Source organism: Bradyrhizobium sp. Leo114 (assembly GCF_055229415.2).
In genome coordinates, this window is the sequence record NZ_JBUYEN020000001.1 from 1 (window position 1) to 25,458 (window position 25,458).

General features: G+C 61.7%; 23 protein-coding genes. 16 read left to right on the plus strand and 7 right to left on the minus strand.

Features of this window, described 5'->3' with window-relative positions; all coding sequences use genetic code 11:
• From ACZIRK_RS00005 to nhaD, 5 genes are all read left to right on the plus strand, one after another.
• Window positions 1-268: transposase (locus ACZIRK_RS00005; RefSeq protein ID WP_463326692.1), on the plus strand; the 268-nt coding region annotated here is incomplete at its 5' end.
• Window positions 269-555: 287 nt separating this feature from the next.
• Window positions 556-1,590, plus strand: coding sequence for a GTP 3',8-cyclase MoaA (gene moaA / locus ACZIRK_RS00010; RefSeq protein WP_028166532.1), 1,035 nt, complete (start codon window positions 556-558; stop codon window positions 1,588-1,590).
• 338 nt (window positions 1,591-1,928) lie between these two features.
• Window positions 1,929-2,468, plus strand: a complete 540-nt coding sequence (locus ACZIRK_RS00015; protein ID WP_028166533.1) for a TRAP transporter small permease subunit — start codon at window positions 1,929-1,931, stop codon at window positions 2,466-2,468.
• The gene (locus ACZIRK_RS00020; RefSeq protein ID WP_130228072.1) at window positions 2,465-4,066 is read left to right on the plus strand and encodes a TRAP transporter large permease; all 1,602 of its coding nucleotides are present in this window, start codon (window positions 2,465-2,467) and stop codon (window positions 4,064-4,066) included. Before ACZIRK_RS00015 ends, ACZIRK_RS00020 begins: the two co-directional genes overlap by 4 nt.
• Window positions 4,067-4,186: 120 nt before the next feature.
• Window positions 4,187-5,467 carry a sodium:proton antiporter NhaD gene (gene nhaD / locus ACZIRK_RS00025; RefSeq protein ID WP_463326693.1) on the plus strand — a complete coding sequence of 427 codons (1,281 nt, stop codon included), beginning with the start codon at window positions 4,187-4,189 and terminating at the stop codon, window positions 5,465-5,467.
• A gap of 265 nt (window positions 5,468-5,732) precedes the next feature.
• On the opposite strand, the gene ACZIRK_RS00030 is transcribed toward nhaD, so the two are convergent.
• Window positions 5,733-6,593, minus strand: coding sequence for a L,D-transpeptidase (locus tag ACZIRK_RS00030; protein WP_165435393.1), 861 nt, complete (start codon window positions 6,591-6,593; stop codon window positions 5,733-5,735).
• 606 nt (window positions 6,594-7,199) lie between these two features.
• On the opposite strand from ACZIRK_RS00030, the gene ACZIRK_RS00035 reads away from it, so the two are divergent.
• Window positions 7,200-8,375, plus strand: coding sequence for a YXWGXW repeat-containing protein (locus tag ACZIRK_RS00035; protein WP_130228076.1), 1,176 nt, complete (start codon window positions 7,200-7,202; stop codon window positions 8,373-8,375).
• Between the two features lie 105 nt (window positions 8,376-8,480).
• Here the strand turns inward: ACZIRK_RS00035 and ACZIRK_RS00040 are convergent, their stop codons facing one another.
• Window positions 8,481-9,662, minus strand: coding sequence for a radical SAM protein (locus ACZIRK_RS00040; protein ID WP_463326694.1), 1,182 nt, complete (start codon window positions 9,660-9,662; stop codon window positions 8,481-8,483).
• A gap of 553 nt (window positions 9,663-10,215) precedes the next feature.
• Here ACZIRK_RS00040 and ACZIRK_RS00045 point away from each other — a divergent pair.
• Together ACZIRK_RS00045 and ACZIRK_RS00050 are read left to right on the plus strand one after the other, a co-directional pair.
• Complete coding sequence (locus ACZIRK_RS00045) at window positions 10,216-11,178, plus strand: phosphotransferase family protein (protein ID WP_245474900.1); 963 nt, start codon at window positions 10,216-10,218, stop codon at window positions 11,176-11,178.
• A gap of 256 nt (window positions 11,179-11,434) precedes the next feature.
• Window positions 11,435-12,688 (plus strand): MFS transporter, encoded by a 1,254-nt coding sequence (locus ACZIRK_RS00050; RefSeq protein WP_463326912.1) that lies wholly within the window; start codon window positions 11,435-11,437, stop codon window positions 12,686-12,688.
• 96 nt (window positions 12,689-12,784) lie between these two features.
• On the opposite strand, the gene ACZIRK_RS00055 is transcribed toward ACZIRK_RS00050, so the two are convergent.
• Window positions 12,785-13,873 (minus strand): TRAP transporter substrate-binding protein, encoded by a 1,089-nt coding sequence (locus ACZIRK_RS00055; protein ID WP_130228079.1) that lies wholly within the window; start codon window positions 13,871-13,873, stop codon window positions 12,785-12,787.
• A 272-nt stretch (window positions 13,874-14,145) separates the two neighbouring features.
• Here ACZIRK_RS00055 and ACZIRK_RS00060 point away from each other — a divergent pair, with 272 nt between their 5' ends.
• A complete protein-coding gene (locus ACZIRK_RS00060; RefSeq protein ID WP_130228080.1) occupies window positions 14,146-15,384 on the plus strand; it encodes a glycosyltransferase in 1,239 nt (412 codons plus the stop codon).
• An 81-nt stretch (window positions 15,385-15,465) separates the two neighbouring features.
• Here ACZIRK_RS00060 and ACZIRK_RS00065 read toward each other — a convergent pair whose 3' ends face one another.
• The 3 genes from ACZIRK_RS00065 to ACZIRK_RS00075 form a co-directional block, all read right to left on the minus strand.
• Window positions 15,466-16,554, minus strand: a complete 1,089-nt coding sequence (locus ACZIRK_RS00065; protein WP_028167047.1) for a TRAP transporter substrate-binding protein — start codon at window positions 16,552-16,554, stop codon at window positions 15,466-15,468.
• 196 nt (window positions 16,555-16,750) lie between these two features.
• On the minus strand, window positions 16,751-17,884 hold the full coding sequence (locus ACZIRK_RS00070; RefSeq protein ID WP_463326695.1) for an Mrp/NBP35 family ATP-binding protein: 1,134 nt from the start codon (window positions 17,882-17,884) through the stop codon (window positions 16,751-16,753).
• A gap of 118 nt (window positions 17,885-18,002) precedes the next feature.
• On the minus strand, window positions 18,003-18,455 hold the full coding sequence (locus tag ACZIRK_RS00075) for a VOC family protein (protein ID WP_130230229.1): 453 nt from the start codon (window positions 18,453-18,455) through the stop codon (window positions 18,003-18,005).
• Between the two features lie 292 nt (window positions 18,456-18,747).
• Between ACZIRK_RS00075 and ACZIRK_RS00080 the strand changes: the two genes are divergently transcribed.
• The 7 genes from ACZIRK_RS00080 (at window position 18,748) to ACZIRK_RS00110 (ending at window position 24,468) form a co-directional block, all read left to right on the plus strand.
• Entirely contained in the window at window positions 18,748-19,617 is an 870-nt protein-coding gene (locus tag ACZIRK_RS00080) for an NAD(P)-dependent oxidoreductase (RefSeq protein ID WP_130230231.1), read from the plus strand.
• 481 nt (window positions 19,618-20,098) lie between these two features.
• Window positions 20,099-20,761 carry a hypothetical protein gene (locus tag ACZIRK_RS00085; protein WP_130230233.1) on the plus strand — a complete coding sequence of 221 codons (663 nt, stop codon included), beginning with the start codon at window positions 20,099-20,101 and terminating at the stop codon, window positions 20,759-20,761.
• Between the two features lie 17 nt (window positions 20,762-20,778).
• Complete coding sequence (locus ACZIRK_RS00090; RefSeq protein ID WP_165435587.1) at window positions 20,779-20,928, plus strand: hypothetical protein; 150 nt, start codon at window positions 20,779-20,781, stop codon at window positions 20,926-20,928.
• A 16-nt stretch (window positions 20,929-20,944) separates the two neighbouring features.
• Window positions 20,945-21,679, plus strand: a complete 735-nt coding sequence (locus ACZIRK_RS00095) for a hypothetical protein (protein WP_130230235.1) — start codon at window positions 20,945-20,947, stop codon at window positions 21,677-21,679.
• Between the two features lie 212 nt (window positions 21,680-21,891).
• Window positions 21,892-23,493, plus strand: coding sequence for a sensor histidine kinase (locus ACZIRK_RS00100; RefSeq protein ID WP_130230237.1), 1,602 nt, complete (start codon window positions 21,892-21,894; stop codon window positions 23,491-23,493).
• A gap of 65 nt (window positions 23,494-23,558) precedes the next feature.
• Entirely contained in the window at window positions 23,559-23,762 is a 204-nt protein-coding gene (locus ACZIRK_RS00105) for a DUF1289 domain-containing protein (protein WP_130230239.1), read from the plus strand.
• Window positions 23,763-23,913: 151 nt separating this feature from the next.
• Complete coding sequence (locus tag ACZIRK_RS00110; RefSeq protein WP_130230241.1) at window positions 23,914-24,468, plus strand: TIGR02281 family clan AA aspartic protease; 555 nt, start codon at window positions 23,914-23,916, stop codon at window positions 24,466-24,468.
• On the opposite strand, the gene dusA is transcribed toward ACZIRK_RS00110, so the two are convergent.
• A complete protein-coding gene (dusA, locus tag ACZIRK_RS00115; protein ID WP_245475094.1) occupies window positions 24,430-25,389 on the minus strand; it encodes a tRNA dihydrouridine(20/20a) synthase DusA in 960 nt (319 codons plus the stop codon). The two genes, ACZIRK_RS00110 and dusA, sit on opposite strands and share 39 nt — an antisense overlap.
• Window positions 25,390-25,458 lie beyond the last annotated feature (69 nt).

Sequence of the window (25,458 nt, forward strand, 5' to 3'; positions counted from 1 at the left end):
GGAGGTCGTGATGGGCGATGCCGCCTACGATTCCGATGCCTTGCGATCCGCGATCGCCGCAAAAGGCGCTCAAGCCGTCATTCCGAACAACCCCTCACGGGCAATCAAATATCCGCTCAACAAACCCTTCTATGCCGAGCGTCATCTAATCGAATGCTGCTTCTCGAAACTGAAGCGTTTCAGGCGCGTTGCTACGCGCTACGAAAAAACCGCACGAAATTACTTCGCTGTCGTCGCTATCGCCGCAACTCTGCTCTGGCTAAGATAACTGTCCACGCGACCTAGAGCATATTCGGTTCTGATTGAATCAGAACCGAAGCTCCAGATTCTTGTTTTGACGCGTTTTCTGCGCAGATAAGTCTACGCAATCTGCGTAAACTTGATTGCTATGCGAACCGGCGTCCACTTCGCTCGAAAACGCTCTAAATTACACGTTCGCACTGCACTATTTGACGGCGCGCATTGTCGGACGGTAACAAGCTGCCTAGATTGTGCTCGCGGAGCCACTTCCCTTTCGTCCGGCTCCGTCGAGCAAGGCGTTGGCAAGGCGTGTGAATGAGCGCGATTTCGCTTCCCCCCTCCGAATCCCTGTTCCGTCCGATGACCGATCCGTTCGGCCGGACGATCCGCTACCTGCGCGTCTCCGTCACCGACCGCTGTGACCTGCGCTGCTTCTACTGCATGTCGGAAGACATGACCTTTCTTCCGAAAGCCGATCTCCTGACGCTGGAAGAGCTCGACCGGCTGTGCTCCGCCTTCATCGCCAAGGGCGTGCGCAAGCTCCGCCTTACCGGCGGGGAGCCCCTGGTGCGGCGCAACGTGATGACGCTGGTGCGCTCGCTGTCGCGGCATCTTGCCAGCGGCGCGCTCGATGAATTGACGCTGACCACCAACGGCTCACAGCTCGCGCGCTTCGCCGGCGAACTCGCCGATTGCGGCGTGCGCCGCATCAACGTCTCGCTCGACACGCTTGATGCCGACAAGTTCCGCGCGATCACGCGCTGGGGCGACATCGACAAGGTCCTGGCCGGGATCGAGGCGGCACGGGCCGCGGGGCTTGCGGTCAAGATCAACGCGGTGGCGCTCAAGAACATGAACGAGGACGAGATCCCCTCGCTGATGGAGTGGGCGCACGGCAAGGGTATGGCGCTGACCCTGATCGAGGTGATGCCGATGGGCGACATCGGCGCCGGCCGTATCGATCAGTATGTGCCGCTGTCGCTTCTCCGCGCCCGGCTGGAAAAGCAGTTCACGCTGACCGATCTCGAAGAAAGCACCGGCGGCCCTGCCCGCTATGTCCGTGTCAGCGAGACCGGCGGCAAGCTCGGCTTCATCACGCCGATGACCCACAATTTCTGCGAATCCTGCAACCGCGTGCGCATCACCTGCACCGGCACGCTGCACACCTGCCTGGGCCACGAGGATGCCTCCGATTTGCGCAAACCGCTGCGCGCGTCGGCAGACAACGAGCTCTTGTCCGCCACGATCGACCGTGCCATCGGGTTGAAGCCGAAGGGGCATGATTTCATCATCGACCGCCGGCACAACCGCCCCAGCGTCAGCCGGCACATGAGCGTCACCGGCGGCTGAGGGCCGCCCGCCTCGGCCCAGCCAGCCCTCTCGAAAACGGCCGATCGGACCGGGATTCACCAAGCCCATGCAGCGGCTTGGGGCCGCGTCAATTTGCCCATTTTCCAATTGACCTTATCACCCCACGCTGAAATGGTGCGGCAGCTTTCACGCCAGCTCGGCCGGACAGGCCGCTGCCCTACCCGGTGCAGCCAAGACGGCAGAAGCACACCGATGGGGAGGACTGGCATTGCAATCGCTCGTAGAGGTGAGCTTTGGCACCGCGCGCGTTGGCGCAGTGGCGTAGCGATGCTCGTTGACACAAACGGCGCGCGTTTGGCGCAGCCGCGGAGACCATAATGCGCCCTTTGATGGGATTGAGTACAGCCATCGACCGGCTCAATGAGAAGATCGGCTATATCTGCAACCTCCTGGTGCTGATTGCCTGTCTCGTCAGCGCGGGCAATGCGATGATCCGCTACGCCTTTTCCTATAGCTCGAACGGCTGGCTCGAAGCGCAGTGGTACATGTTCGCCGTCCTCGTGATGTTCGGCGCGTCCTACACCTTCAAGCGCAACGAGCATGTCCGGGTCGAGATCTTCTATCTCATGCTGTCCGAGCGCGGCCAGCTCTGGCTCGACCTGATCGGCACGCTGTTCTTCCTGATCCCGGCCTGCCTGCTGCTCGCTTATCTGTCCTGGCCGTTCTTCTACCAGTCCTATGCGGTCGGCGAGATCTCAAGCAATGCCGGCGGCCTGGTCCGCTGGCCAATCAAGTTCGTCATTCCGGCGGGTTTCGTGATGCTGGCGTTGCAAGGCGTCTCGGAGGTGATCAAGCGCATCGCGGCGCTGCAGGGCTATGTGACGATCGACGCGAAGTACGAGAGGCCGACCCAATGATTACGCTGGAGATGATGCCGCCACTGATGTTCGGTGGCATGATCATAGCCATGCTGATCGGCTACCCCGTGGCATTCACGCTGGCCGCAGTCGGGCTTTCGTTCGGATTCCTCTCGATCTATCTCGGCTTCTTCGACCTCAACTTCCTGCAGGCGATCCCCGGCCGCATCTTCGGCAGCGTGCTGTCCAATGAGCTGCTGCTCGCAATCCCCTTCTTCACCTTCATGGGCGCGATCCTGGAACGGTGCGGGCTTGCGGAGGACATGCTGGATTCGATGGGCCAGTTGTTCGGCCCGATCCGCGGCGGCCTCGGCTATTCCGTCATCATCGTCGGCTTCATCCTGGGCGCGATCACCGGCACGGTGGCGGCGCAGGTGATCGCGATGGCGCTGATCTCGATGCCGGTGATGATCCGCTATGGCTACAACATACGCTACATCACCGGCGTGCTGGCGGCCTCCGGCACCATCACCCAACTGGTGCCGCCGTCGCTGGTCCTGATCGTGCTCGCCGACCAGCTCGGCAAATCGGTCGGCGACATGTATCTCGGCGCCTGGGGACCATCGATCTTCCAGATCCTCCTGTTTGCCGGCTACACCTTCGTGCTGGGCATCATCAAGCCGAGCCACGTGCCGGCGGTGCCAAAGGAAGCGCGCACGCTGACCGGCTGGGCGCTATGGAAGAAATGCCTGCTCGGCATCATTCCATCCGCGGTGCTGATCTTCGTCGTGCTCGGCACCATGATGATGGGCCTTGCGACCCCGACCGAAGCCGGCGCCATGGGCGCGGTCGGCGCCATCGTGCTCGCCGCGATCCACCACAAGGATTTCAGCTCGACCGGCCACAAGGTAATGATCGCCGGCGTCATCGCCGCAGGCATCGGCACCATCGTCGCGATCCTCTACAGCGAGAACCTGATCTTCAAGATCATGTTCGCCATCACCTATCTTGCGGTGGTCTGGATCTGCCTCGAGGCGGTGCGCATTCCCGACCTGCGCGACCTGATCAAGCAGGGCTATGAGACGACCATGCGGATCACCTGCATGGTCACCTTCATCCTGATCGGCTCGACCTGTTTCTCGGTCGTGTTCCTCGGCGTCTCCGGAGGCGTCTGGCTCGAGCACCATCTGACATCGCTGCCCGGCGGCGTGTGGGGCTTCCTGATCTTCATCAATCTCTTCATCTTCTTCCTGGCCTTCTTCCTCGACTTCTTCGAGATCGCCTTCATCATCCTGCCGATGATCGCGCCGATCGCGCAGAAGATCCTGGCGCCGGTCGTCGGCCCCGATGCCGCCCTGATCTGGTTCGGCGTCATGCTCTGCGTCAACATGCAGACGTCGTTCCTGCATCCGCCGTTCGGCTTCGCGCTGTTCTATCTGCGCGGCGTGGCGCCGAAGGAAGTGAAGAGCTCCGACATCTATTGGGGCGCGATGCCGTGGATCGGACTGCAGGCGATCATGGTCGCGCTGGTGATCGCCTTCCCGATCACGGTGACGGCCCTGCTCGACAAGCCGCTCGACGTCGACCTGACCAAGGTGAAAATCGAGGTGCCGCAGATCGACCTGCCGCCGCTCGATTTTGGTCAGCCCAAGAATTGAACTGGCGAACTGATCTGGCCGTGCCCTTCCTCCGGAGGGTGCGCGGGCAAATAGCCGCGGCGAAGCTGCTGGACGGCTGCCGATCGGGATCGGTATGGACGGGCTTGGGGGGATCAGGTCTTGTTGGCCGCAATCGTCGCGATCTTTGTCGTCGCCTACGCCGCGATCGCGCTGGAACACCCGATCGGGATCAACAAGTCAGCCTCCGCATTGCTGGGCGCCGGACTGCTCTGGACGGTGTACGCCGTGGCGAGCGGCGACGCGGCCCTGATCGACAAGCAGCTCAACGAATCCGTCTCCACGACCGCGCAGATCGTCTTCTTCCTGCTCGGCGCCATGACGATCGTCGAGGTGATCGATGCCCATAACGGCTTTGAAGTCATCACCTCGCTGATCCGCACCAGGAAGCAAGTCACCCTGATGTGGCTGGTCGGCTTCGTAACCTTTTTCCTGAGTGCGATCCTGGACAATCTGACGACCACGATCGTGATGATATCGCTGATGCGGAAGCTGCTCGACGATGCAGACGATCGCCTGTTCTTCGCCTCCATGATCGTGATCGCGGCCAACGCAGGCGGCGCATGGTCGCCGATCGGCGACGTGACGACCACGATGCTGTGGATCGGCGGACAGATCACGCCGCTCGCGATCATCAAGGGGGTCTTCCTCGCTTCGCTGATCAACTTGATCGTCCCTCTCCTCGTCGTCTGCTATTTCTTGCGGGGCAAGGAAATTCCAGCGCTCGCAGAGGTGGAGCGTGAGACGCCCGAGACCAGCGTCTTCGAGCGCAACGTGATGTTCTATCTCGGCCTCGGCATCCTGATCGCGGTGCCCGCCTTCAAGGCCGTGACGCACCTGCCGCCGTTCATGGGAATCCTTTTTGGACTGGGCATCCTCTGGACGGTTGGCGAACTGATCCATCGACACAAGGAGCAAGACGAAAAGGAGCATCTCACCCTCCTCCACGCGCTGACGCGGATCGACATGGGCTCGATCGTCTTCTTCGTCGGGATCTTGCTGTCGGTCGCAGCGCTCGAGCACACCCATGTTCTGGAAATACTGGCCAGGTGGCTGGATGCGACCATCGGGCGCCAGGACATCATCGTCATCGCGCTCGGGCTTCTCAGCGCCGTCATCGACAACGTGCCGCTGGTGGCGGCGACGATGGGCATGTACAGCCTGACTCAGTATCCTTCGGACAGTTTCCTGTGGGAGTTCATCGCTTACTGCGCCGGCACCGGCGGATCGATCCTGATCATCGGCTCGGCGGCAGGCGTCGCCGCGACGGGCTTGGAGAATATCCACTTCTTCTGGTACGTCCGCCGCATCAGCGGCCTTGCCTTGCTCGGCTATTTCGCCGGCGCCGCCGCCTACATCATCCAGTACCGCCTGCTGCACTAGAGCATTTTCGGTCCTGATTGAATCAGAACCGAAGCTCTAGATTCTTGTTTTGACGCGTGCGAACCGATTTCCACTTCGCTCGAAAACGCTCTAACCCCTAGCCCGGGTGCCGCGAAGCGCGACCCGGGACATCTGCATCAACATCTCCGGCCGGTCCCGGGTTACGCTAACGCTTCACCCGGGCTACGACACTTGGATTCATAAGTCGCTTGGCTTGGTTTACGTCCGTTCAACCGCCCATAGCGACCGAGGACGGAGGACTGAGTTACTGGACCTCGGCGATCTTCGGTTCAGATGACAGCATCTGCGCGTTGGTTACCGAGGGCCGGTTCGACGGCGATGCCGGGTCCGGCGATCGGAAAGCGGCGTCGGGCGGCGCTCCCTGGGATGGTCGACGGGCAGCGGTTGCCGGAAGCACGATCACTTTCGCTCCGACTTTCACCCGCTCATAAAGGTCCACGACGTCCTCATTGGTCAGCCGGATACAGCCGGACGAAACCCGCTTCCCGATCGTATCGGGCTTGTTGGTGCCGTGAATTCTATATTCGGTCTCGCCCAGATACATCGCCCGAGCGCCGAGCGGGTTGCCGGGACCGCCTGCCATAAACCGCGGCAGATAAGGCTGACGCACAAGCATCTCTGCCGGCGGACGCCAATCCGGCCATTCCGTCTTACGGGCCACAGTCTGCTCGCCTGACCATGTGAAGCCTTCGCGGCCAACACCGATGCCGTAGCGCAACGCTTGCGTGTCGCTCAGAACGAAATACAGGAATGTGTTCTTGGTATCGATGATCACGGTGCCCGGCGTCTGGTGGCTCGCGTAGTCAACTACCTGCCGAACAAATGCTCCGGGACCGTCAGCAGCTTTTGGTGGTTCGACCAGAGGCGCCGGGACCGAAATCGGAGCCGGAGCTGGCGCTGATGCATGAACTGGAGTTGACACGTGAACCGGAGTTGACGATGCCAGGGCTTGGGGAGCGGACGGCTTCCGTATCGGTTGCACGCTCGTCGGGCGAGACAGCAAGCTGTATCCCAATGCGGCCACGGCCACGGCGCCAACTGCAACTCTCGCGGCCATTGGTAGTGCGAGCGCTTCTGCCTTTCCACGTTTGGCCCGCTTACTCATATCTTTCCCCCAGTCACCATGCCCGGAAGAGGTACCCAGCAAAATTTAAGAAACTTCGAAGCGATTTCGCTCAGGCTGCAACCGTTAGCGGTGGTTAACGCCGAACTCTTGTTCGGCAACATAAAAATTGGGAGTGACGCTCGATATCAGTTTGGCGACGTGGACGACGCATGTCACATTGCGGAACGAGTCGAAGTCTGAATTGCCCGGCCGAGCGGACACGCTCCGCTCTTTGGTTAACAGCGGCTTCGGGTCAAAGCGCGACCTCCCCCAATCCGTATGGGTCAGTCTACTTAGCCTGTCCAGAAAACCATAGGCCTCACTTCGACGCTCTAGTTTCACGCAAACATCTTTATCGCCGACTTCCTTTGATCGCTATGGGTCACAAGCGGCGGTAGAAACTCGCGCGAGCGAGTTTCCGGACGTGAGAGCGGACCTGCGAGATCGGGCGCCAGGATATCATCGTCATTGCGCTGGGATTGCTCAGCGCCGCCGCCTACATCATCCAGTAGCGCCTGCTGCACTAGACCAGTGCGCCATAATATTGCGTCATTCGCTCAACATCGTTCCGACTCGCGGGGAGCTGCTCATGTGAAAGGAACAAGCATGCGACGCTTTCTATTCATCATCGGGCTTCTTGCCGCGCTGATCATTTCCCCCGTCACCCAAGCCCAAATCATAAGCATTACGATCGCCCCACCGGAGCTTCCGGTCTATGAGCAACCGCCGCTTCCAGCCCCTGGGTACATTTGGACGCCCGGCTATTGGGCTTACGGCACGGACGGTTATTACTGGGTTCCGGGCACCTGGGTGGAGCCGCCGGCCGTCGGCCTGTTGTGGACGCCCGGTTACTGGGCGTGGCGTGACGGTGTTTACGCGTGGAACACCGGTTATTGGGGGCCGCGTGTCGGCTTCTACGGTGGCGTCAACTATGGTTTCGGCTATGGCGGCGTCGGCTATGAAGGCGGCCACTGGGACAATGGCGTGTTGGCCTACAACCGCACCATCAATAATTTCGGCAGTGTCAACGTCACCAACGTCTATAGTAAGACCGTGATCAACAACAACATCACGCGTGTCAGTTTCAACGGCGGCAGTGGTGGCATCACGTCTCAGCCGACGGCGCAAGAGCAAGTGGCTGCGCAGGATCACCACGTTGCTCCTGCGCCCGCGCAGATCCAGCAGCAGCACCTGGCGAGCACGAACAGAGCGCTGCTCGCCTCCGAGAACCACGGTCGCCCGGCAATCGCAGCGACAGCCAAGCCCGGCGAGTTCACCGGCAAGGGTATTGTCGCCGCACGGGAAGCCAAGCCGGGACCCGCGCCGCTGCCGCAGCCGGTCGCTCCCAAGGCACCTGCGAACAATGCGGTCGCCAACAAGCCGCTCGAGAGCAAGCCTCTTGCGGCCACCCCACCCGGCAATAAGCCTGTTGCGAACGATCCTCCCGCCGCGAACAAGTCACTTGAAAACAAGGCATCTGTTGGCTCGGAGCATGCTGCGCCGACCAACGGAGCGCTGCCCAAGCCGCCGAATGCGGCGGTCAGACCGGAAGCAAAGCCTCTGAATGCCGCAGCGAAGCCGGCAAATGTCGCAGCGAAACCGGTCGCCGCCCCACCGGCGCCAAAACCCGGCGCCGTTGCCGCGGCCCCGAAGCCGCCCCAGCATCCATCCGCTGCTCCAGCGCCACATCGAGTTGCCGCCGCGTCGCATCCAGCGTCGCGCCCCGCGCCCCACCCGCCGGCTGCAAAGCGGAATGTCTCGCCGCATAACGAGGCGCATTAGACCATGACCCGATTAGGCGGATTCGGATCATGTTCTCATCTCTTTGTTTGAGCATGATCCAGCGCTCGAGACTCGAACTCCCGGTCGCCTTTCGCCATCCAGCCGCTAAGCGCGTGTCAACGCTTCGCGCACGTTGACACGTTCCCCGCCTGGCTTGCTGACATAAAGATGGCTCTCCAGGACGGATTGCATGTTCTCGAACATCGAATAGAGATCGTCGCAATATACCGACGGATTGTCGTAACCATTCGCCTTGGAAAAACGATGCGGAAGATACCCCCCTCCGCAAGCATTCATGAACTTGCACTGCCGGCATTTCTCGCAAAGATTGATTGAGGCGTCGCGCGCCGCTTTCCAGCGCGGTTCGTTCCTGACCTCGTCGATCGCATGATCGAAGATGTTGAACCTGGTCCGCGTGAAGCCGTCGCCCGCGATGCGGAGCACATCGTGGGCCTCCACGGTGCCATCGGTCATCACGGTGCAAAGCTCGATCGGCTTGTGGCCGACGCCTTCGGTCGGCGAATTGTTGCCCAGCAGGGCAGTGATCATGTCGGAAACGATGCGGATATTGGCGGTCGGCGCCGTGCGATTTGCCGTCAGCCACAAGTCGAACAGTCCGTTGTAGAACGACGCAATGGACGCCGGCTTCTCGTCCACCGTCGCATCGGGGATCATGATGTCGTAGTTCGCAATTCCGCACGCGGTGAAAAACGCGACATACTGCTCCGGCGGGTACGCGGGATTGCAGACAGCCAGGGCGCTTACGCAAATGTCGCGCGAGACCAGCATGCGGGCGGCGCGCTCCACCGCAGCGTGGGTGCCCGTCCCCTGAAATGTCCGACGGTGAAGGTCGTGAATATGTGCCGGTCCATCGAGACTGATCGCAACCGAAATGTTGCGTGTCTCGAAGCAGTCCAGCCATTGATCATCGATCAACACGCCATTGGTCGTGACCGCGATGGGAATGTCGCAGCCGGTTCGCGATGAAATGCGCTCGCAGCCCTCGGCAAAACGGTGGAAATTCTCGACACCCCAGAGCAAGGGCTCGCCACCGTGCAGAACGATGGGAAAATCGACGAGGGAGTATCGTGCGACGTGTTCTTCGATGCGCTGCAACAATTGATGTAGCACGCCGGTGCTCATCAGCTTGGGCTTGTCGTAGACGGCCGCGTCGCGAAACCAGTAGCAATAGGAGCAGTCGATGTTGCATCGCGCTGCCACCTTGACCAGCAACTGCGTGATCGGCTGGTCATGGAAAGCGACAGGATTTGAATCGTCAAACAACATGCCGATGCCGGTACGCGCCTGAAAAAATTGCGATTAGCTAGTATCCCCGAACAAAGCCCCCTCTGCGGAACGCGCCCGCTCCCGGAGCGTACGCGCCTCTGCGGAAGGCACCTGCCCCTGGAGCGTATCCGGCCCTGCGAAAGACGCCCGCATGCGGCCCTCGGCCAAAGCCTCGCCTGAAATAAACTTGATTTACAACGGGTTGGTCAGGAATAACCGCGGGTTGGTCGGAGCTAAGTCCTTCTGTCGAACTCTGCTCGCGCAGTTCGTTAAGCAGCGCGTCGATGCCGGGATGGTCGCTCTGAATTGTTGCACCTGGCCCGTGCAATTGCAGGAGGCTCGCCAAAACCTTCAGCGTGGTAATCGCCATGGTCGTGCTCCTCTTCGCGATGCAGTTCAACGAACGAGCGAAAGGCCGGATGTTTATCTCAACCGAACGAGCAGCCGATAGTATACCTTTCCTATTGCAGCGTAAATGTGGTGATGCCGAGGTGTCGCCACTTTTACACCAGGCGCCGCGGATACGCCGACGTCCGAGGGAGCCAAGTTTCGAATGGACAGCACGATGAGCCTCAAGCCCGATCTAGAACTGTCCGTCGCGACGGCGCAGGCGATCGTTGATCAGACCGTTTCGAAGCGAGCTGTTGCGACGATTTCCAGGCTTCATGGCGGCGAGATCTCAGCAGTTTACGAGATCGCTTTCGCGGATCACGCGCATCCACCGCTCGTATTGAAGGTTTATCCCGACGAATTGCATTGGAAGATGCAAAAGGAGTTGACCGTCATTGGCCTAGTCCGAGATCGCCTTAGCGTGTCTACTCCACGCATTCTGCTTGCGGACGACTCAAAGAGATTGCTCGGTCTAAACTTGACATTGATGACCAAGCTCGAGGGTTCGATACTGGGCCGACTGGAAGCGACTCTGGACGCGGCGCAACGGCTATCCGCTTACGCACAAATCGGCCGGCTGCTCCGCGAGTTTCATTGCATCGCCATGGACGCATTCGGCTACATCGGTGCGAACGGAATCTGGACGGCGCATTCGACAAACCACCAGTACCTGACGCATCAATTCCAACGAAAGCTCAAGGAATTTGCCGAACGCGGCGGAAATGCAGACCTTGCCAAGCGGGTTGCCAAGCATCTCGCCGACCGCGCCGAACTGCTCAGCGACTGCACGCAAGCGGTGCTATGTCACAATGATCTGCACGCGGGCAACCTGCTTGCCACCGTCTCAAATGGCCGCCTACGGCTCACTGGTGTTTTGGATTTTGAAGGCGCGCTGGCCGGAGATCCGCTGATGGATGTCGCCAAAGCACTCTATTATCTCGACGCAGAGGCAAGGAGCGCGCTCCTTGACGGATACGGCGTCATGGACCGAAAGCACTGGCTTTTGACGCTCGACCTCTACCACCTATACTTCGTTCTCGAACTTTGGTGCTGGATGGCCCAAATTGGAAACAGGCAGCCGCTCGACCAGCTGGCTTTGGACCTGGAGCGCTATAGCGCCACGTGATCGGCCGAAGGTCAGCGCAAACATCAAACCGCGGATAGCGGTTGCGCAGTTCCGGACACGGAAGAGTGACATGTTCTATCCCAACTGCGATGCACGCATGGCAGAAGGGCGCCGCCATAACGTTGTAAGTAGTCGCGCCAGCACGAATAATGCTCATCATTGAATCGCTTCAGGGAAGGTACGATTGTCGCTTGTCGTTGAGGAGACCAAACAGTTCGGCGTGAAGCGCGCAGCATTTGCCGCCACGATCGGCAACATGCTCGAATTCTATGATTTCATCACCTACAGCTTCTTCGCGATACAGATCGGCCACACCTTCTTCCCTGTGCAAGGCGAGTATGGCAGCCTGATGCTGTCGCTTGCGACCTTCGGCGCGGGTTTCATCACGCGCCCGATCGGCGGGATCGTGCTTGGCATCTATTCCGACCGTGTCGGCCGGCGGCCGGCAATGCTGCTCAGCTTTGCGTTGATGGGGAGCGCGATCCTGGCGATCTCGATCACCCCATCCTACAACGCCATCGGCCTTGCGGCGCCGATCATTGTGATCGTGGCGCGCTTGATGCAGGGATTTGCGCTCGGCGGCGAGGTCGGGCCGACCACGGCCTATCTCCTGGAGATCGCCCCGCCGGAACGTCGGGCGCTGGTGGTCTCGTGGCAGCCGACAAGCCAGCAGATCGCCGCCACCACCGGCGCGCTGGTCGGCTTCCTCTTGAGCAGGACGATGACGCCAGAGGCGCTGGATTCCTACGGCTGGCGCGTGGCGTTCCTGATCGGCGCCATCTGCCTGCCGTTCGGGCTCTGGATGCGCCGGACGCTGCCGGAGACGATCCCGCAAGGCGAAAGCGGCGCCCGGCGCATCGAGAGCTCGAGCCATCTCGCGCTGGCGCGCCGGCACATTCGCCTGATTGCACTGGCGCTGATGATCCTGGCGAGCGGCACGATTTCGACCTATGTGACGCAATACATGACGACTTATGCGCAGAACACGCTCCATGTGGCGCCGTCTCTGGCCTTTGCGACGTCGCTTGTCAGCAATGGTCTTGGGATCGCGGGCGCGTTGCTGGGAGGCTGGCTGGCCGACTTGCTGGGTCGCAAGCCGGTCATGATCTATCCGCAGATCGTCACGCTCGCGCTGACCTATCCGATCTTCCTGTGGATCGCCGGTGCACCCGGCGCGTGGTCGCTGTTGTTCGGCTTCGGCGCGCTATCGCTGATCGGATCGCTGCCGTTCACGGCTTTCTATGCCACCTTCACCGAGGCGCTGCCCCAACAGATCCGCGGCGGCGTGTTCGCCACCGTCTACGCGGTTGCAATCGCAAGCTTCGGCGGCACCGCGCAGCTCGTGGTCACGTGGCTGCTGCATATTTCAGGAGATCCGCTGGCGCCCGCCTGGTACCTGTTGCTTGCGGCCGTCGTCGGACTGATCGCGATGAGCCTGATGCCCGAGACGGCACCGGTGAAAGTGCAGGCTGGTGCACCAGCCCGTAGCCCGGGTGGAGCGAATGCGTAACCCGGGACGTCGGCATCCGCGACTACGCGCGGTCCCGGGTTGCGCTGCGCTTCACCCGGGCTACGGAGCAGGCCACCCCTTTGATTGATCGACGGATCAGCTCTGCGAGTGGCGCGCCATGAAGTTGTCGTAGCCGACTTCGGCGACCTGGAACCATTGATAGCCGTTGCTGGTATAGGCTGTCAGCGATTCATAGACCTTCTTGAAATTGGCGTTGCTGGCCGCGACTTCGGCGTGCAGCTCCTTTGCCGCCTTGAAGCTTGCTTGCATGATCTGCGGCGAGAAGGCATGCAGCTTGGCGCCGCCCGCGAGCAGCTTCTTCAGCGCGGTCGGGTTCACGGTGTCGTACTTCGCCATCATCCAGTTGTTGGCTTGATGGCCGGCCTGCTCGAGGATGGCCTGGTAGTATTTCGGCAACGCATTCCACTTCTCGAGATTGACGAAGACCAGCAGCATCGGGCCGCCTTCCCACCATCCCGGATAGTAGTAATGCGGCGCGACCTTCTGCAGGCCGAGCTTCTCGTCATCGTAAGGGCCGACCCATTCGGCGGCGTCGATCGTGCCTTTCTCAAGCGCCGGGTAGATGTCGCCGCCGGCGATCTGCTGCGGCACGCAACCGAGCTTCTCCATGACGCGGCCGGCGAAACCGCCGATGCGGAATTTCAATCCTTTGAGATCATCGACGGTGTTGATCTCCTTGCGGAACCAGCCGCCCATCTGGCAGGTCGTGTTGCCGGCAAGCAGCGAGGTGACGTTGTAGCTCTTATAGAACTCGTTCAGGAGCTCCTTGCCGCCGCCCATCATGTACCAGGCCTGATTGAGCCTCGCGTTCGGCCCGAACGGCACCGATGAGCCGAAGGTGAAGGTCGGATCCTTGCCGAAATAGTAGTAGGAGGCGGTGTGGCCCATCTCGACCGTGCCGCTCTGCACGGCATCCAGCACCTGCAGGCCCGGCACGATCTCGCCGGCGGCAAAGGTCTGGATCTGGAATTTGTTGTCGGTGGCCTCGCCGACGACCTTGGCCATGATCTCGGCTGCGCCATGCAGCGTATCGAGCGATTTCGGCCAGCTCGTCGTCATCCGCCATTTCAGCTCCGGCATCGACTGCGCGATGGCCGGCGCGGCGAGCGTGGCGGCACCGGCGGCACCAATGCCGGCGACTTTGATGAAATCCCGTCGTTTCATGTTGTTTCCTCCCTTTGAATATGTGTCATCGGCCTTCGTACCGAGGCCTGAGGGCAGCATGGAACATCCCCTTCCCGATTGCCATCGCCAACGTTCGCCGCAGCGCGCAAAAAGCCGCGGTCAGGCAGCGTGCAGATTACCGATGCAACAAAGATCCGATCTGCTGCAATCGTCTGGTAGCGCGGGTACCCAAATCTCTCCCGTCCGACACGATCGGCGGCCTGCCGTCGACAGGCTCGCCATCGCCGCTTCCGATCGATGGGAAACAAGCCATGTCCTACAATTTCCTGGTGGCCACCTGGGGAGACCACGGCCATCTCGGACCGACCCTGACAGCGGCGCAGCAATTGCGTGCAAGGGGTCATGTCGTTCGTTTCATCGCGCGTGCGGACGCGCGCGCGTCCGTCGAGACGGCGGGCTTCGGCTTCGCGACCTGGCAACGGACGCCCCACGTTTCGCCTATTGGGCAGGCCACCGACCCCCTTCAGTACGCCTGCGATCACCTGCTGTTTGGGCCAGCCGCCGCGCAAGGTGCGGATGTCCGCGACGAAATCCGGCGCGCCACCACTGACGCTGTGTTGACCGATATGCCTCTGTTCGGCGCGGTGCTCGCCGCGGAGGCCGAACATATTCCCTGTGCCCTGCTCTCGCCCACCATCAGCCTACGACCTCTCCCGGGGCAGCCGCCGATCGGCAGCGGTCTGTCGGCGCCTCGCACGCCGGAAGAGCGCGTCGCCGTCGAGGCGGCAAGCAACCGGTTCGCTGCTCTCATGAACGAATGGCTGCCGATGCTGAACGAGGCGCGGGCGAGCCTGCAGCTTGCTCCTTGGGCTGATGTGATGGAGTTGTTCGACCGACCGGCGCGGCTCCTGATAGCGGTAAGCGCGGCGTTTGACTTTGCCCCCGACTTCCTCCCCAGCAATGTCAGGTACATCGGGCCGCTCCTGGATTCCTCGAATTGGTCGAAGCCATGGATCTCTCCCTGGTCCCAAGGGGATCGTCCGCGCGTGCTGATCTCTTTCAGCACGACCAATCAGGATCAGACCGAGGCGCTGCAACGCACGATCAACGCGGCAGGACGCGTCGATGTGGATGCGGTTGCAACGCTCGGACCTGCCCTGGAAGACGTCACCCTGCAGGCGCCGGACAATGTCACGCTGCTGCCGAGCGCCCCGCATGATGCGGCCATGAAGGAAGCCTCGCTAGTCGTGAGCCACGGTGGCCACGGCACGACGAGCCGTGCACTCGCGCATGGCCTGCCGCTGCTGGTCATGCCGTTCGGCCGCGATCAGGGCGACATTGCCGCGCGTGTGGAAGCCTGCGGCGTGGGGTTGGTCTTGCCGCCGACCGCTACGGAAGCAGAAATTGCCGCCGCCATGACGCGCCTGATCCGGGAGCCGCAATTCCTGATCGCTGCCCGACGGTTCAAGGACATCATTGCTGCCGAAGTCAGCGCAGCTCCGCTTGTTGGAGAACTGGAAGAAATCGTTCGAGCTGCAGCGAACGCCTGAATCCGGGCATCCGCATTCTCAGTGCAAAAAAGCCCGGCCCCACGAGGGGACCGGGCCGTGCATCTACTATTTAAAGCCCGATCAACCGCGGGTGCGCGAGCGGATCATGAAGCTGTCGTAGGTGTATTCGGCGACCTGCCACCACAGATATTCGTCGGAGCGGTAGGCCTGCATTGCGTCGATCGACTTCTTGAAGTCGGGGTTCTTGGCGGAGATTTCGCTCCACAGCTCGTTGGTCGCCTTCAGGCAGGCTTCCAGCACCTCGTTGGTGAACGGACGAAGCTGCGTGCCGCCGGCAACCAGCCGCTTCAGCGCCGTCGGGTTTTGCAGGTCATACCGCGCGGCCATCCAGCTATTGGCATTCGCGGCCCCGTTGGTGAGGATTGCCTGATAGTTCTTCGGCAGCGCATTCCACTTCTCGAGGTTGACGAATGCGTGGACGGTCGGGCCGCCTTCCCAGAAGCCCGGATAGTAGTAGTACTTTGCGACCTTCTGGAAGCCGAGCTTCTCGTCGTCATAGGGGCCGACCCATTCGGCGGCGTCGATGGTGCCCTTCTCCAACGCCGGATAGATGTCGCCGCCGGCGAGCTGCTGCGGCACCACACCGACCTTCTGCAGGACCTGGCCGGCGATGCCGCCGATGCGGAATTTGAGGCCGGAGAGGTCGGCGACCGTCTTGATCTCCTTGCGGAACCAGCCGCCCATCTGAGTGCCGGTGTTGCCGCAGGGCAAACCGATCACGTTGAACTTCTTGAAGAACTCATTGCCGAGCTGCTCGCCGCCGCCCTGGTACCACCAGGAGTTCTGCTGCCGCGCATTGAGGCCGAACGGGACCGAGGCGTAGATCGCGAACGTCGGGTCCTTGCCGACATAATAATAGGCCACCGTATGCGACATCTCGACGGTACCTGTTGACGTCGAGTCCAGCGCCTGCAGGCCCGGCGCGATCTCGCCCGCCGCGAACACCTGGATCTGGAATTTGTTGTCGGTCATCTCGGCGACGTATTTCGACAACTGCTCAGCGCCGCCATAGATCGTGTCCAGCGACTTCGGGAAGCTCGAGGTCAAGCGCCACTTGATTTCGGGAGAAGACTGCGCAATCGCCGGCGCGGCAACCGCAGTCGCGGCCGCACCGGCCGCAGAAACTTTCAAAAAGTCACGACGCTTCATCTTAAGTCATCTCCTTGCGGGGCGTTTCCCTTTTGTCCCCAAAACATCTCCTCCGGGCGGGCGAATCCTCAGGCTCCGGGGGCGCTCTGGCGGGGCCGTTTAACACGGATGGCCGCCCGCGGAAACGCGACATTGGCATGACGGGACTGGACGAAAGTCGCAAGACGCCAGGCGAAATATCGGGCGGAAAGGACTGTCAAGCCGCGGCGATCACGCCCCGGAGCTGGTCGCGGACCTTGGTCCCGATTGCGCGGTAAATCGCCGCGTGCGGCCCGTCCGGCTCGCTATCCACCACCGGATTGCCGGAATCCGAGGTGGTGCGGATCGCCATATGGAGGGGAATTTCGCCCAGGAACGGTACCCCCAGCCGTTCGGCCTCATGCCGGGCGCCGCCATGGCCGAAAATGTCCGACCGCGTGCCGCAATGCGGGCACTGGAAATAGCTCATGTTCTCGACAATGCCGAGCACGGGCACGTTAACCTTTTTGAACATGGCGAGCCCGCGCCGCGCATCGATCAGGGACAGGTCCTGCGGGGTCGAGATGATGATGGCGCCTTTGAGGGGCACATTCTGCGCCAGCGTGAGCTGCGCGTCACCGGTGCCGGGCGGCATATCGACCACCAGCACATCCAGCGTGCCCCAGGCGACATCGCGCAGCATCTGCGTGATCGCCGACATCACCATCGGCCCGCGCCAGATCATCGCGGTGTCTTCCTCGACCAGGAATCCGATCGACATGATCGAGAGCCCGAAGCGGGAGATCGGGATCATCTTCTTGTCGTCGTTGAGCGCGGGCTTCTCGCGGATCCCGGTCAGCCGCGGCACCGAGGGGCCATAGATATCGGCATCGAGCAGGCCGACGCGCAAACCGAGATCGCGCAGGCCGAGCGCGAGGTTGAGCGCGGTGGTCGACTTGCCGACACCGCCCTTGCCCGAGGCCACTGCGATGACGGCGGCGATCCCGGGGATTTCGGCCTGCCGCGACATCGGCGACGGCGCGCCTTGCGGCGGCCGATGCGTCGAGGCCGGCGCGATGCCGCCGCCGCCATGGCGGTGCGGCTGCGGCGGAGCCGCCGTGCCAGGCTTGCGCTCGGCGGTCAGCGCGATCATGGCGGCGGTGACGCCGGGGATGGCGCGCACGGCGCTCTCGGCCTGCGCGCGCACGCTTTCCCAGGCGCGCGCCTCTGCGGCATCGACATTGATCGAAAAGAACACCTTGCCGTCGCTGACCGTGATCGGCGACAGCACGTTGGCATTGGTCAGGGCGACGCCGCGCGGCGATGTCACCCCGGCCAATTTCTCCAGAACCTGTTGCTGCGTCACGCTCACAGCCGCTCTCCTGCCGAATATCCACATGGTGAAGTCACAGATATGACGGATCGGCAAGAAAGGGTAGTTGCGCCAGCACAATAGATTCCGCGGTTCACACGGCGCGTCCGAACGGTTCCTACCTGCCGCCGACGTCGTCGGCGCGCTCGGCCGGCGCTGCGGCGCCCTGTTCCTTGGCGACCTCGTAATTCAGCTCGATCATCACGCCGTTAGGATCGTGCACAAAGATCTGCCAGAGGTCGCCGCCCGGAACCTGCCGGGAATCGAATTTCATGCCCTTGGACTGCAGACGCTGCTGCATCGCCGTGAAACCGCGGCTGACAAAGGCGACATGATGGACCACGCCGGAGTCGGGCTTTTGCGGCTCGTCGGTCGCGGAAATGTCCACGAGGTGAACCACCGGTTTGCCCTCGCTGTACATCCAGGCGCCGGGAAAGGCGAAATTCGGCCGGGCGCCCTTCTCCAGGCCCAAAACCTCCTCATAGAACGTGACGGTTTCGGCGAGTTTCCGGGTGCGGATGTTGAAATGATCGAGCACGCCTACGCTTGCGCCCGCCTCTCTTCCATTCATGTCTCACTCCCATTTTTGTGAGGTTCGTTGGTGGGTTATCATAGCACAAAACCGCTAGATCATGATCCGATTGGACAGAATCGGATCATGATCTCATCTCTTTGTTGGAGCATGATCTTTTCGGAAAACCGGTTTCCACTTTTCCGGATCATGCTCTAATGCCGGCCAAACGAGCCGTTGCCCTCTGCGGCGCAGCGTTTATGGTGCGGCCCTCCCGCCTGAAAAACACCGTCCGGCCCGTGCAATGTCGCCGGCAAATCCCAAGGTCACTAGAAGAAACAAGGTAGCAGACATGGCTAAAGTCGCTTTTCTCGGTCTCGGCGTGATGGGTTTCCCCATGGCAGGACATCTCGTGAAAAAGGGGGGCCACGAGGTGACGGTGTACAATCGGACGCCGGCGAAGGCGCAGGCCTGGGTCGAGAAATTCGGCGGCCGCGCGGCGCCGACGCCGAAAGCCGCGGCCGAAGGCCAGGAATTCGTGATGTGCTGCGTCGGCAATGACAACGACCTGCGCGCGGTCACGATCGGCCCGGACGGCGCATTCGCCGGCATGAAGAAGGGCGCGACCTTCGTCGACCACACCACCGCTTCCGCCGAAGTCGCGCGCGAGCTCAATGCCGCCGCCGAGAAGGCAGGATTCAAATTCGTCGATGCTCCGGTCTCCGGCGGACAGGCCGGCGCCGAGAACGGCGTGCTGACGGTGATGTGCGGCGGCAAGGAAGACGCCTATGCCGGCGCCGAGCCGGTCATCGCGGCCTATGCGCGGATGTGCAAGCTGCTCGGACCGGCAGGCTCCGGCCAGCTCACCAAGATGGTCAACCAGATCTGCATCGCCGGCCTGGTACAGGGCCTTTCCGAAGGCATCCATTTCGCCAAGAAGTCGGGGCTCGACGTGGCTAGCGTGATCGAGGTGATCTCGAAGGGCGCGGCGCAATCCTGGCAGATGGAGAACCGCTACAAGACCATGAACGACGGCAAGTACGATTTCGGCTTCGCGGTCGAATGGATGCGCAAGGATCTCTCGATCTGCATCGCGGAAGCGCGACGCAACGGCGCCAACCTGCCGGTGAGCGCGCTGGTCGATCAGTTCTACGCCGAAGTCGAGAAGATGGGCGGCAAGCGCTGGGACACCTCGAGCCTGCTCGCGCGGCTGGAGCGCTGACGGCGCCTGCCGCACTCCTTCCCCCTGAAAGGGTAAACACTTAAGCCCCCTTGGACGGAAAAAGCGCTGCGTTCTGAATATATTGTGGATTACGGTTCCGGCGCGTTCCCGGCTGTGTCCCGGCGAGATTTGGGGAGGGTCTTGGCCTGCGCGCCCGGTAGCCCCCGCCCGAGCGTGGCCGCCTGTGCGCTGGCACGGCTCGCGGCGTTCTGTAGCCCCGTCGCTCCGGCGCGCTGCAGGGCCTTCCTGCGCCTCGTCCCTGACGCCTGCCCGTCGCTTGCCGCTCCCGGTACGCGATGCCTATTACTGTCCCGACGCAGCGGAAGATGACATAGCAGCCGCGTGTCGTTATGCCGGGGCCTTGATTGCGAGCGGTGCACCGCTTGATCTCGCAATTCACAATATTAAACGGGCTGGGTTTTGCTCTCAGGGTACCAGCCACAGTAGGCTTGCCTTGGGCGGAGTGGGAATTTCCGAAATCATGTCGATGGTTCGGGCGGTTGGGCGCGCGGTTCTTTGGCTGTTGTGCGGCTTTGCCGGCAGCTTGGCCATTCTGATGGTCACCAATAGCATCATCGATCTTCGCGGGTATCCGCGAATTCAGTCGGGCGGGCAGGTTTACACCGACTCTTGGGATCGTGGCTACGTGCGGGCGGTTGGCACGTGGGTGTTCGAGGACGAGACCAAGCAGGCGTTTCCGCGTCAGACGACGGAAATCAAATGCTATCGAGACGAGAAGGAGTGCCTCTCGGCGCAAGCCGAAATTGTGTCGGATATGCTAACCGTGCAGGCTGAGCGCTTTCCGATCACATCGTGGGACAACCAGTCGATCGTCTATGTTTCCCGCGACCCGGTGTGCGTGTCCTACACCTACACGATTTCGCGTTCGACCCAGCGCATCACTGGTCAGCGCCAGCCGAAGCCATCATCAACGGCGGCGGCGTGCGCGCCATTTGAACACCGCACGTTCAACCTTTCGCTGCGTGATGGGTTTCTGGTCTGGCAACAACTACAGGCTGAGGACCAGAGGGTCATCTCTCCCATTATGTACGCGACGCTTGGAATTTGGTGGGCGTTTATCGTCTACCGAATTTTTCGCAGTATCCGCCGACCCGCGCTATCTGGCGCGCACACCGCGCTCTAACAAGAGGGGCACCTTCCTTGCCGAAAACTCTATTTGCTACGATCCCGTTGCTGTTTGCGACGGCTGCATTTGCGCAAGAACAGTGCCTTAGCGTCAATGAAATCCACCGCCTGGTGGGCCGCATCGTGGATCGGATCGAGTTGGTGCCGCCCGATGAAGCGAACTAGAGGATAAGGCTGCGACATGAACAGTCGATGGGTTCAAGGCATCTACATCGTGATCGGCTCGGCAATCGTCTCTGCGGTAACGCTGGCGAATGCCGTCGCATGGGGACCTCATCATTGCGAAGAACATCACTGGTCTCTCAAAATCATCGGGTGCGCTCTCGGCTCTTATGAAAACCTGTCAGGAGGATTGCTTGCGGCGTGCGCCGCCGTGTTCGCCGGTTGGATGGCGTGGACCGCAGTTCAGCTTCAAATCTCTGCTGACGAGCGCAGGGCCGTCGCGGACCGAACCGAGGTCGAGAGCGTGCTTGCCGATGATTTGGATCGGATCGCAGAGGCCCTTGCAGCGGTCTGGACGACGCTGGAACGGCTTGAAGAAGAGAGCGACCGATCAATCCCCACAGAACCGACGTTGATCGCCCAACGAAGGAATGCCGTTCGTTGGGGCATCGCAGAAATCACGCAACAGTCTTGGATAGACGCAACACGAAAGATGGTATCGATGCTGGGATGGAGGCGTCGCCGCGCGCATGAACACGTCTTGACCTCGCTGGAGCGGTTGCGCGGGCAACCTGAGACATTTGACATATTCGAGATGCAGCAGGCTACTCAGCTAGCGAGTTCTTACGTCCAGAGTGTTGCTCCGAAAACCTCCGAATACTTTGAAACCTCCACCATCTTTCACCGGGGCGGAAAGGCATGGACGATTGGATATTCTATTCTTGTGCACGCTGGCTTGACTGAAAGCGCTTGAGCTTCGTGACGAAACTGGGCTGGCTACGCACCTTCGATGACCCGATCATCGTTGACGGCCGGACGAGGCGCTCTCGCCCAAACGCCAAATGGTTAATTTAACCTCTCGTTAACGAGATTCTTTAGCTTTCTAAGTCATCGCTTAATGATTTGGCGCGAGAGATAGACAATGCAAAAGCCCGTGCGGTTTGCGGGCAGGATTTTGTGTTGTTAATGAGTGATCCCGCGGAAAAGCCTGAAGTTGTCCAGCTGCCGGCCGAGCCCCAGGCTGCCGCGCCGGTCAACAGTCGCCGCGCCGCAGCGCAGCGGGTGCGGGAGGCGCGGGATCGGTTAACGTCAACCAGCGGGACGCGCCCCGCATTCGACACCGAACTGCTCCGCCAATATGCCCAGACCAGGATCTCGGCATCCTACGTCGTGATGCTGCTGGTGATCGCCACCGGCGTGCTGTTCGGCCTGTGGCGAGAGCCGCTCGTGGCGGCGGCCTGGACCATCGGCGTGCTCGGCATCCATGCCGCGACCGTGAAGAGCTGCACCAAGTTCCTGAAGGAATCCCCCTCGCCTGCCGCGACGCGCAAATGGCGGGCGCGCTTCGTGCTGCTCGACCTGCTCTACGGCTTGTTCTGGACGGTGATCCTGGCCCATCCCGCGGGCACGGATGCCGCCTCCAATGCAATGATGATGTTCCTGATGCTGCTGGTGATCGCGGTCTCCAGCATGCTCGCGGCGAGCCTTCCGATGGCGGCACTGGCGGCCACCGCGCCGGTGACGATCGCGATCGCCGTCAGTTTCGTGCTGAGCGGTTCCTTCGACAATTACGTGTTCGCGCTGCTCGCGCTCGGCGCCGAGGGCTATTTCGCGCTGCTTGCCCACCGGCTGCATTCGACGACGCTCGCCACGCTGCAGGCGCGCGCCGAGAAGGACGTGCTGATCGCCGAGCTCGAACAGTCCAAGGCGATCTCCGACGAGGCACGGCATCGCGCCGAAGCCGCCAACGTCGCCAAATCGCGCTTCCTGGCGCAGATGAGCCACGAACTGCGCACGCCGCTGAACGCCATCCTCGGCTTCTCCGAGGTGATGAAGAGCGAGATCTTCGGCGCGCATGCGGTGCCGGTGTACAAGGAATATTCTGCCGACATCCACAATTCCGGCGTCCACCTGCTCAATCTCATCAACGAGATCCTCGATCTGTCGCGGATCGAGGCCGGCCGCTACGAGCTCAACGAGGAAGCGGTCTCGCTGCTGCATGTCGTCGCCGACTGCCACCATCTCTTGAAACTGCGCGCGACCAGCCGCGGCATCACCATCCACGAAGTATTTGAGCAGGGCATGCCGCGGATCTGGGTCGACGAGCGCGCCACCCGGCAGATCGTGCTCAATCTGTTGTCCAACTCGATCAAGTTCACCCCGCAAGGCGGCGAGATCTGGCTGAAGGTCGGCTGGACCGCCTCCGGCGGCCAGTATCTCAGCGTGAAGGACACCGGCTCCGGCATTGCCGAGGACGAGATCCCGATCGTGCTGGCATCGTTCGGCCAGGGCTCCAACTCGATTAAATCCGCGGAACAGGGCGCGGGCCTTGGCTTGCCGATCGCCAAGAGCCTGATCGACCTGCATGGCGGCACCTTCACGCTGAAGTCGAAGCTGCGCATCGGCACCGAGGTGATCGTGACCTTCCCGCCGGAGCGCGTGATGTCGGCGTTGGCGCCGATGGCCGAGGAAGCGCCGCCGTTGCAGCCGCAACCCTCGATTCCTATGACCGACGACAAGCAAAGGGGGCGCCACAAGCCGATCATGAGTGCAGGCACCGGGCTATAGACACTACGAAGAGTCATCCCGCTACGCGCTTGCACCCGCGATCGAAATCGTTTCACTATCGATGGATGAGCACAGAAACGCCGTGTATCGCAGTCTGTATGATCGACCCCAGGACCAAGCTCTGCTTCGGCTGTGGGCGGACGCTGCCGGAGATCGCGCGCTGGCACAAGATGGACAGCGCCGAGCGCCTCGCCGTAATGACGCTATTGCCCGCGCGCATGGCGGAAGCGGGCCTCGAGCGGATAGAGCCGCGCCCGAAGCGCGCCTAGAGCGTGATGACTCTTCTTCGAATCGTCATCCCGCTCTAGCTCTTTGTTTGAGCATGATCTCCGCGCAAACGCTTCGCGTTTGTCGCGAGGGAAAACCGGTGCCCACTTTTCCGGATCATGCTCTGGTGCATTGGACGCGGGAGGCGGTGTCATGAGCCGCATCCTCCTCGTGCTCCTATTGCTGGTTGCGACCGCCGGCGCGGTCGTCGCCTATGGCGATCCCGAGCAGATCGCGCGCGCCAGCCACCAAGTCTCGCACATGCTGCGCGGGAACGTTGTGACCCCCGGCCCCGCCGTGCAGATCCCGCGCGGACAGGGCGGCGAGTTCGCGCTGCGCGCCAAGATCAACGGCGTCAGCGCGCCGATGGTGATCGACACCGGCGCGACCTCGGTGGTGTTGACCTGGGAGACCGCGAAGGCAATCGGGCTGCCGATCGAAATGCTCGAATACAATGTCGATCTCGAAACCGCCGGCGGCCACACCAAGGCAGCACGGCTGACGCTCGATCGCCTCGCCGTCGGTCACCTGGTCGAAAAGTCTATCCCGGCGCTGGTGGTGCCGCGCGGGCAGATGAAGACGAATCTGCTCGGCATGAGCTTCCTGGATCGGCTGGAAAGCTGGGGCGTGCGCGCCGACAAGCTGATGCTGACCGGCTATCCCGACGTGCTAGGCCGCCATCGACGCGGCCGCACGGCTTCCAACTAGCGCGATCGCCTCGCGTAGTACATTCACCCCCGCACCCGGCCTCGTGCCATGCTCGGCGAGATGGCGGCGGAAGGCGCGCGCTCCCGGCACGCCGAAGAACGCGCCGACGAAATGCCGCGTGATCGCATGCAGCCGCGCGCCGCGCGCGAGTTCGCCTTCGATATAGGGGATCATCGCCTCAAACGCGTCCTGCATCGTGGCGTACGGCGCCGCCTCGCCGAACAGGTCGGGGTCGACCGACAACAACCGCCACGGCTCCTGATAGGCCGCGCGGCCCAGCATCACGCCATCGACATGCGCCAGGTGCCGCTTCGCCTCGTCGAGACTCGCGATGCCGCCATTGATGATGATGGGAACGTGGGGCATGGCGGCTTTCAGCCGATAGACGCGATCATAGTCGAGCGGCGGGATGTCGCGGTTCTCCTTCGGCGACAGGCCGTTTAGCCAGGCTTTTCGCGCGTGCACGATCAGCGCATCCGCGCCCGCTTCGATCACGCCGCGCGCGAGCGTATCGAGCGCCAGTTCCGGATCCTGGTCGTCGATCCCGATACGGCACTTCACCGTCACCGGAACCTTCACCGCGCGCTTCATCGCCGCGACACCCTCGGCAACGAGCACCGGCTCCGCCATCAGGCAGGCGCCGAACCGGCCATCCTTGACCCGATCGGACGGGCAGCCGACATTGAGGTTGATCTCGTCATAGCCGAAATCCTCGCCGATCTTGGCTGCAGCGGCGAGTTCACGCGGATCGGACCCACCAAGCTGTAACGCCACCGGATGCTCGCTCGCATCAAACCCGAGCAGCCGCGCGCGATCACCATGAATGACGGCGCCGGTGGTCAGCATCTCCGTATAAAGCCGCGCCCGCCGCGAAAGCTGGCGATGGAAGACGCGACACTGCCGGTCGGTCCAATCCATCATCGGAGCCACAGAAAAGCGATAGTCTTGCGATTTCAATACTTTATCCTATGTTCTCAATGGGATGAACCC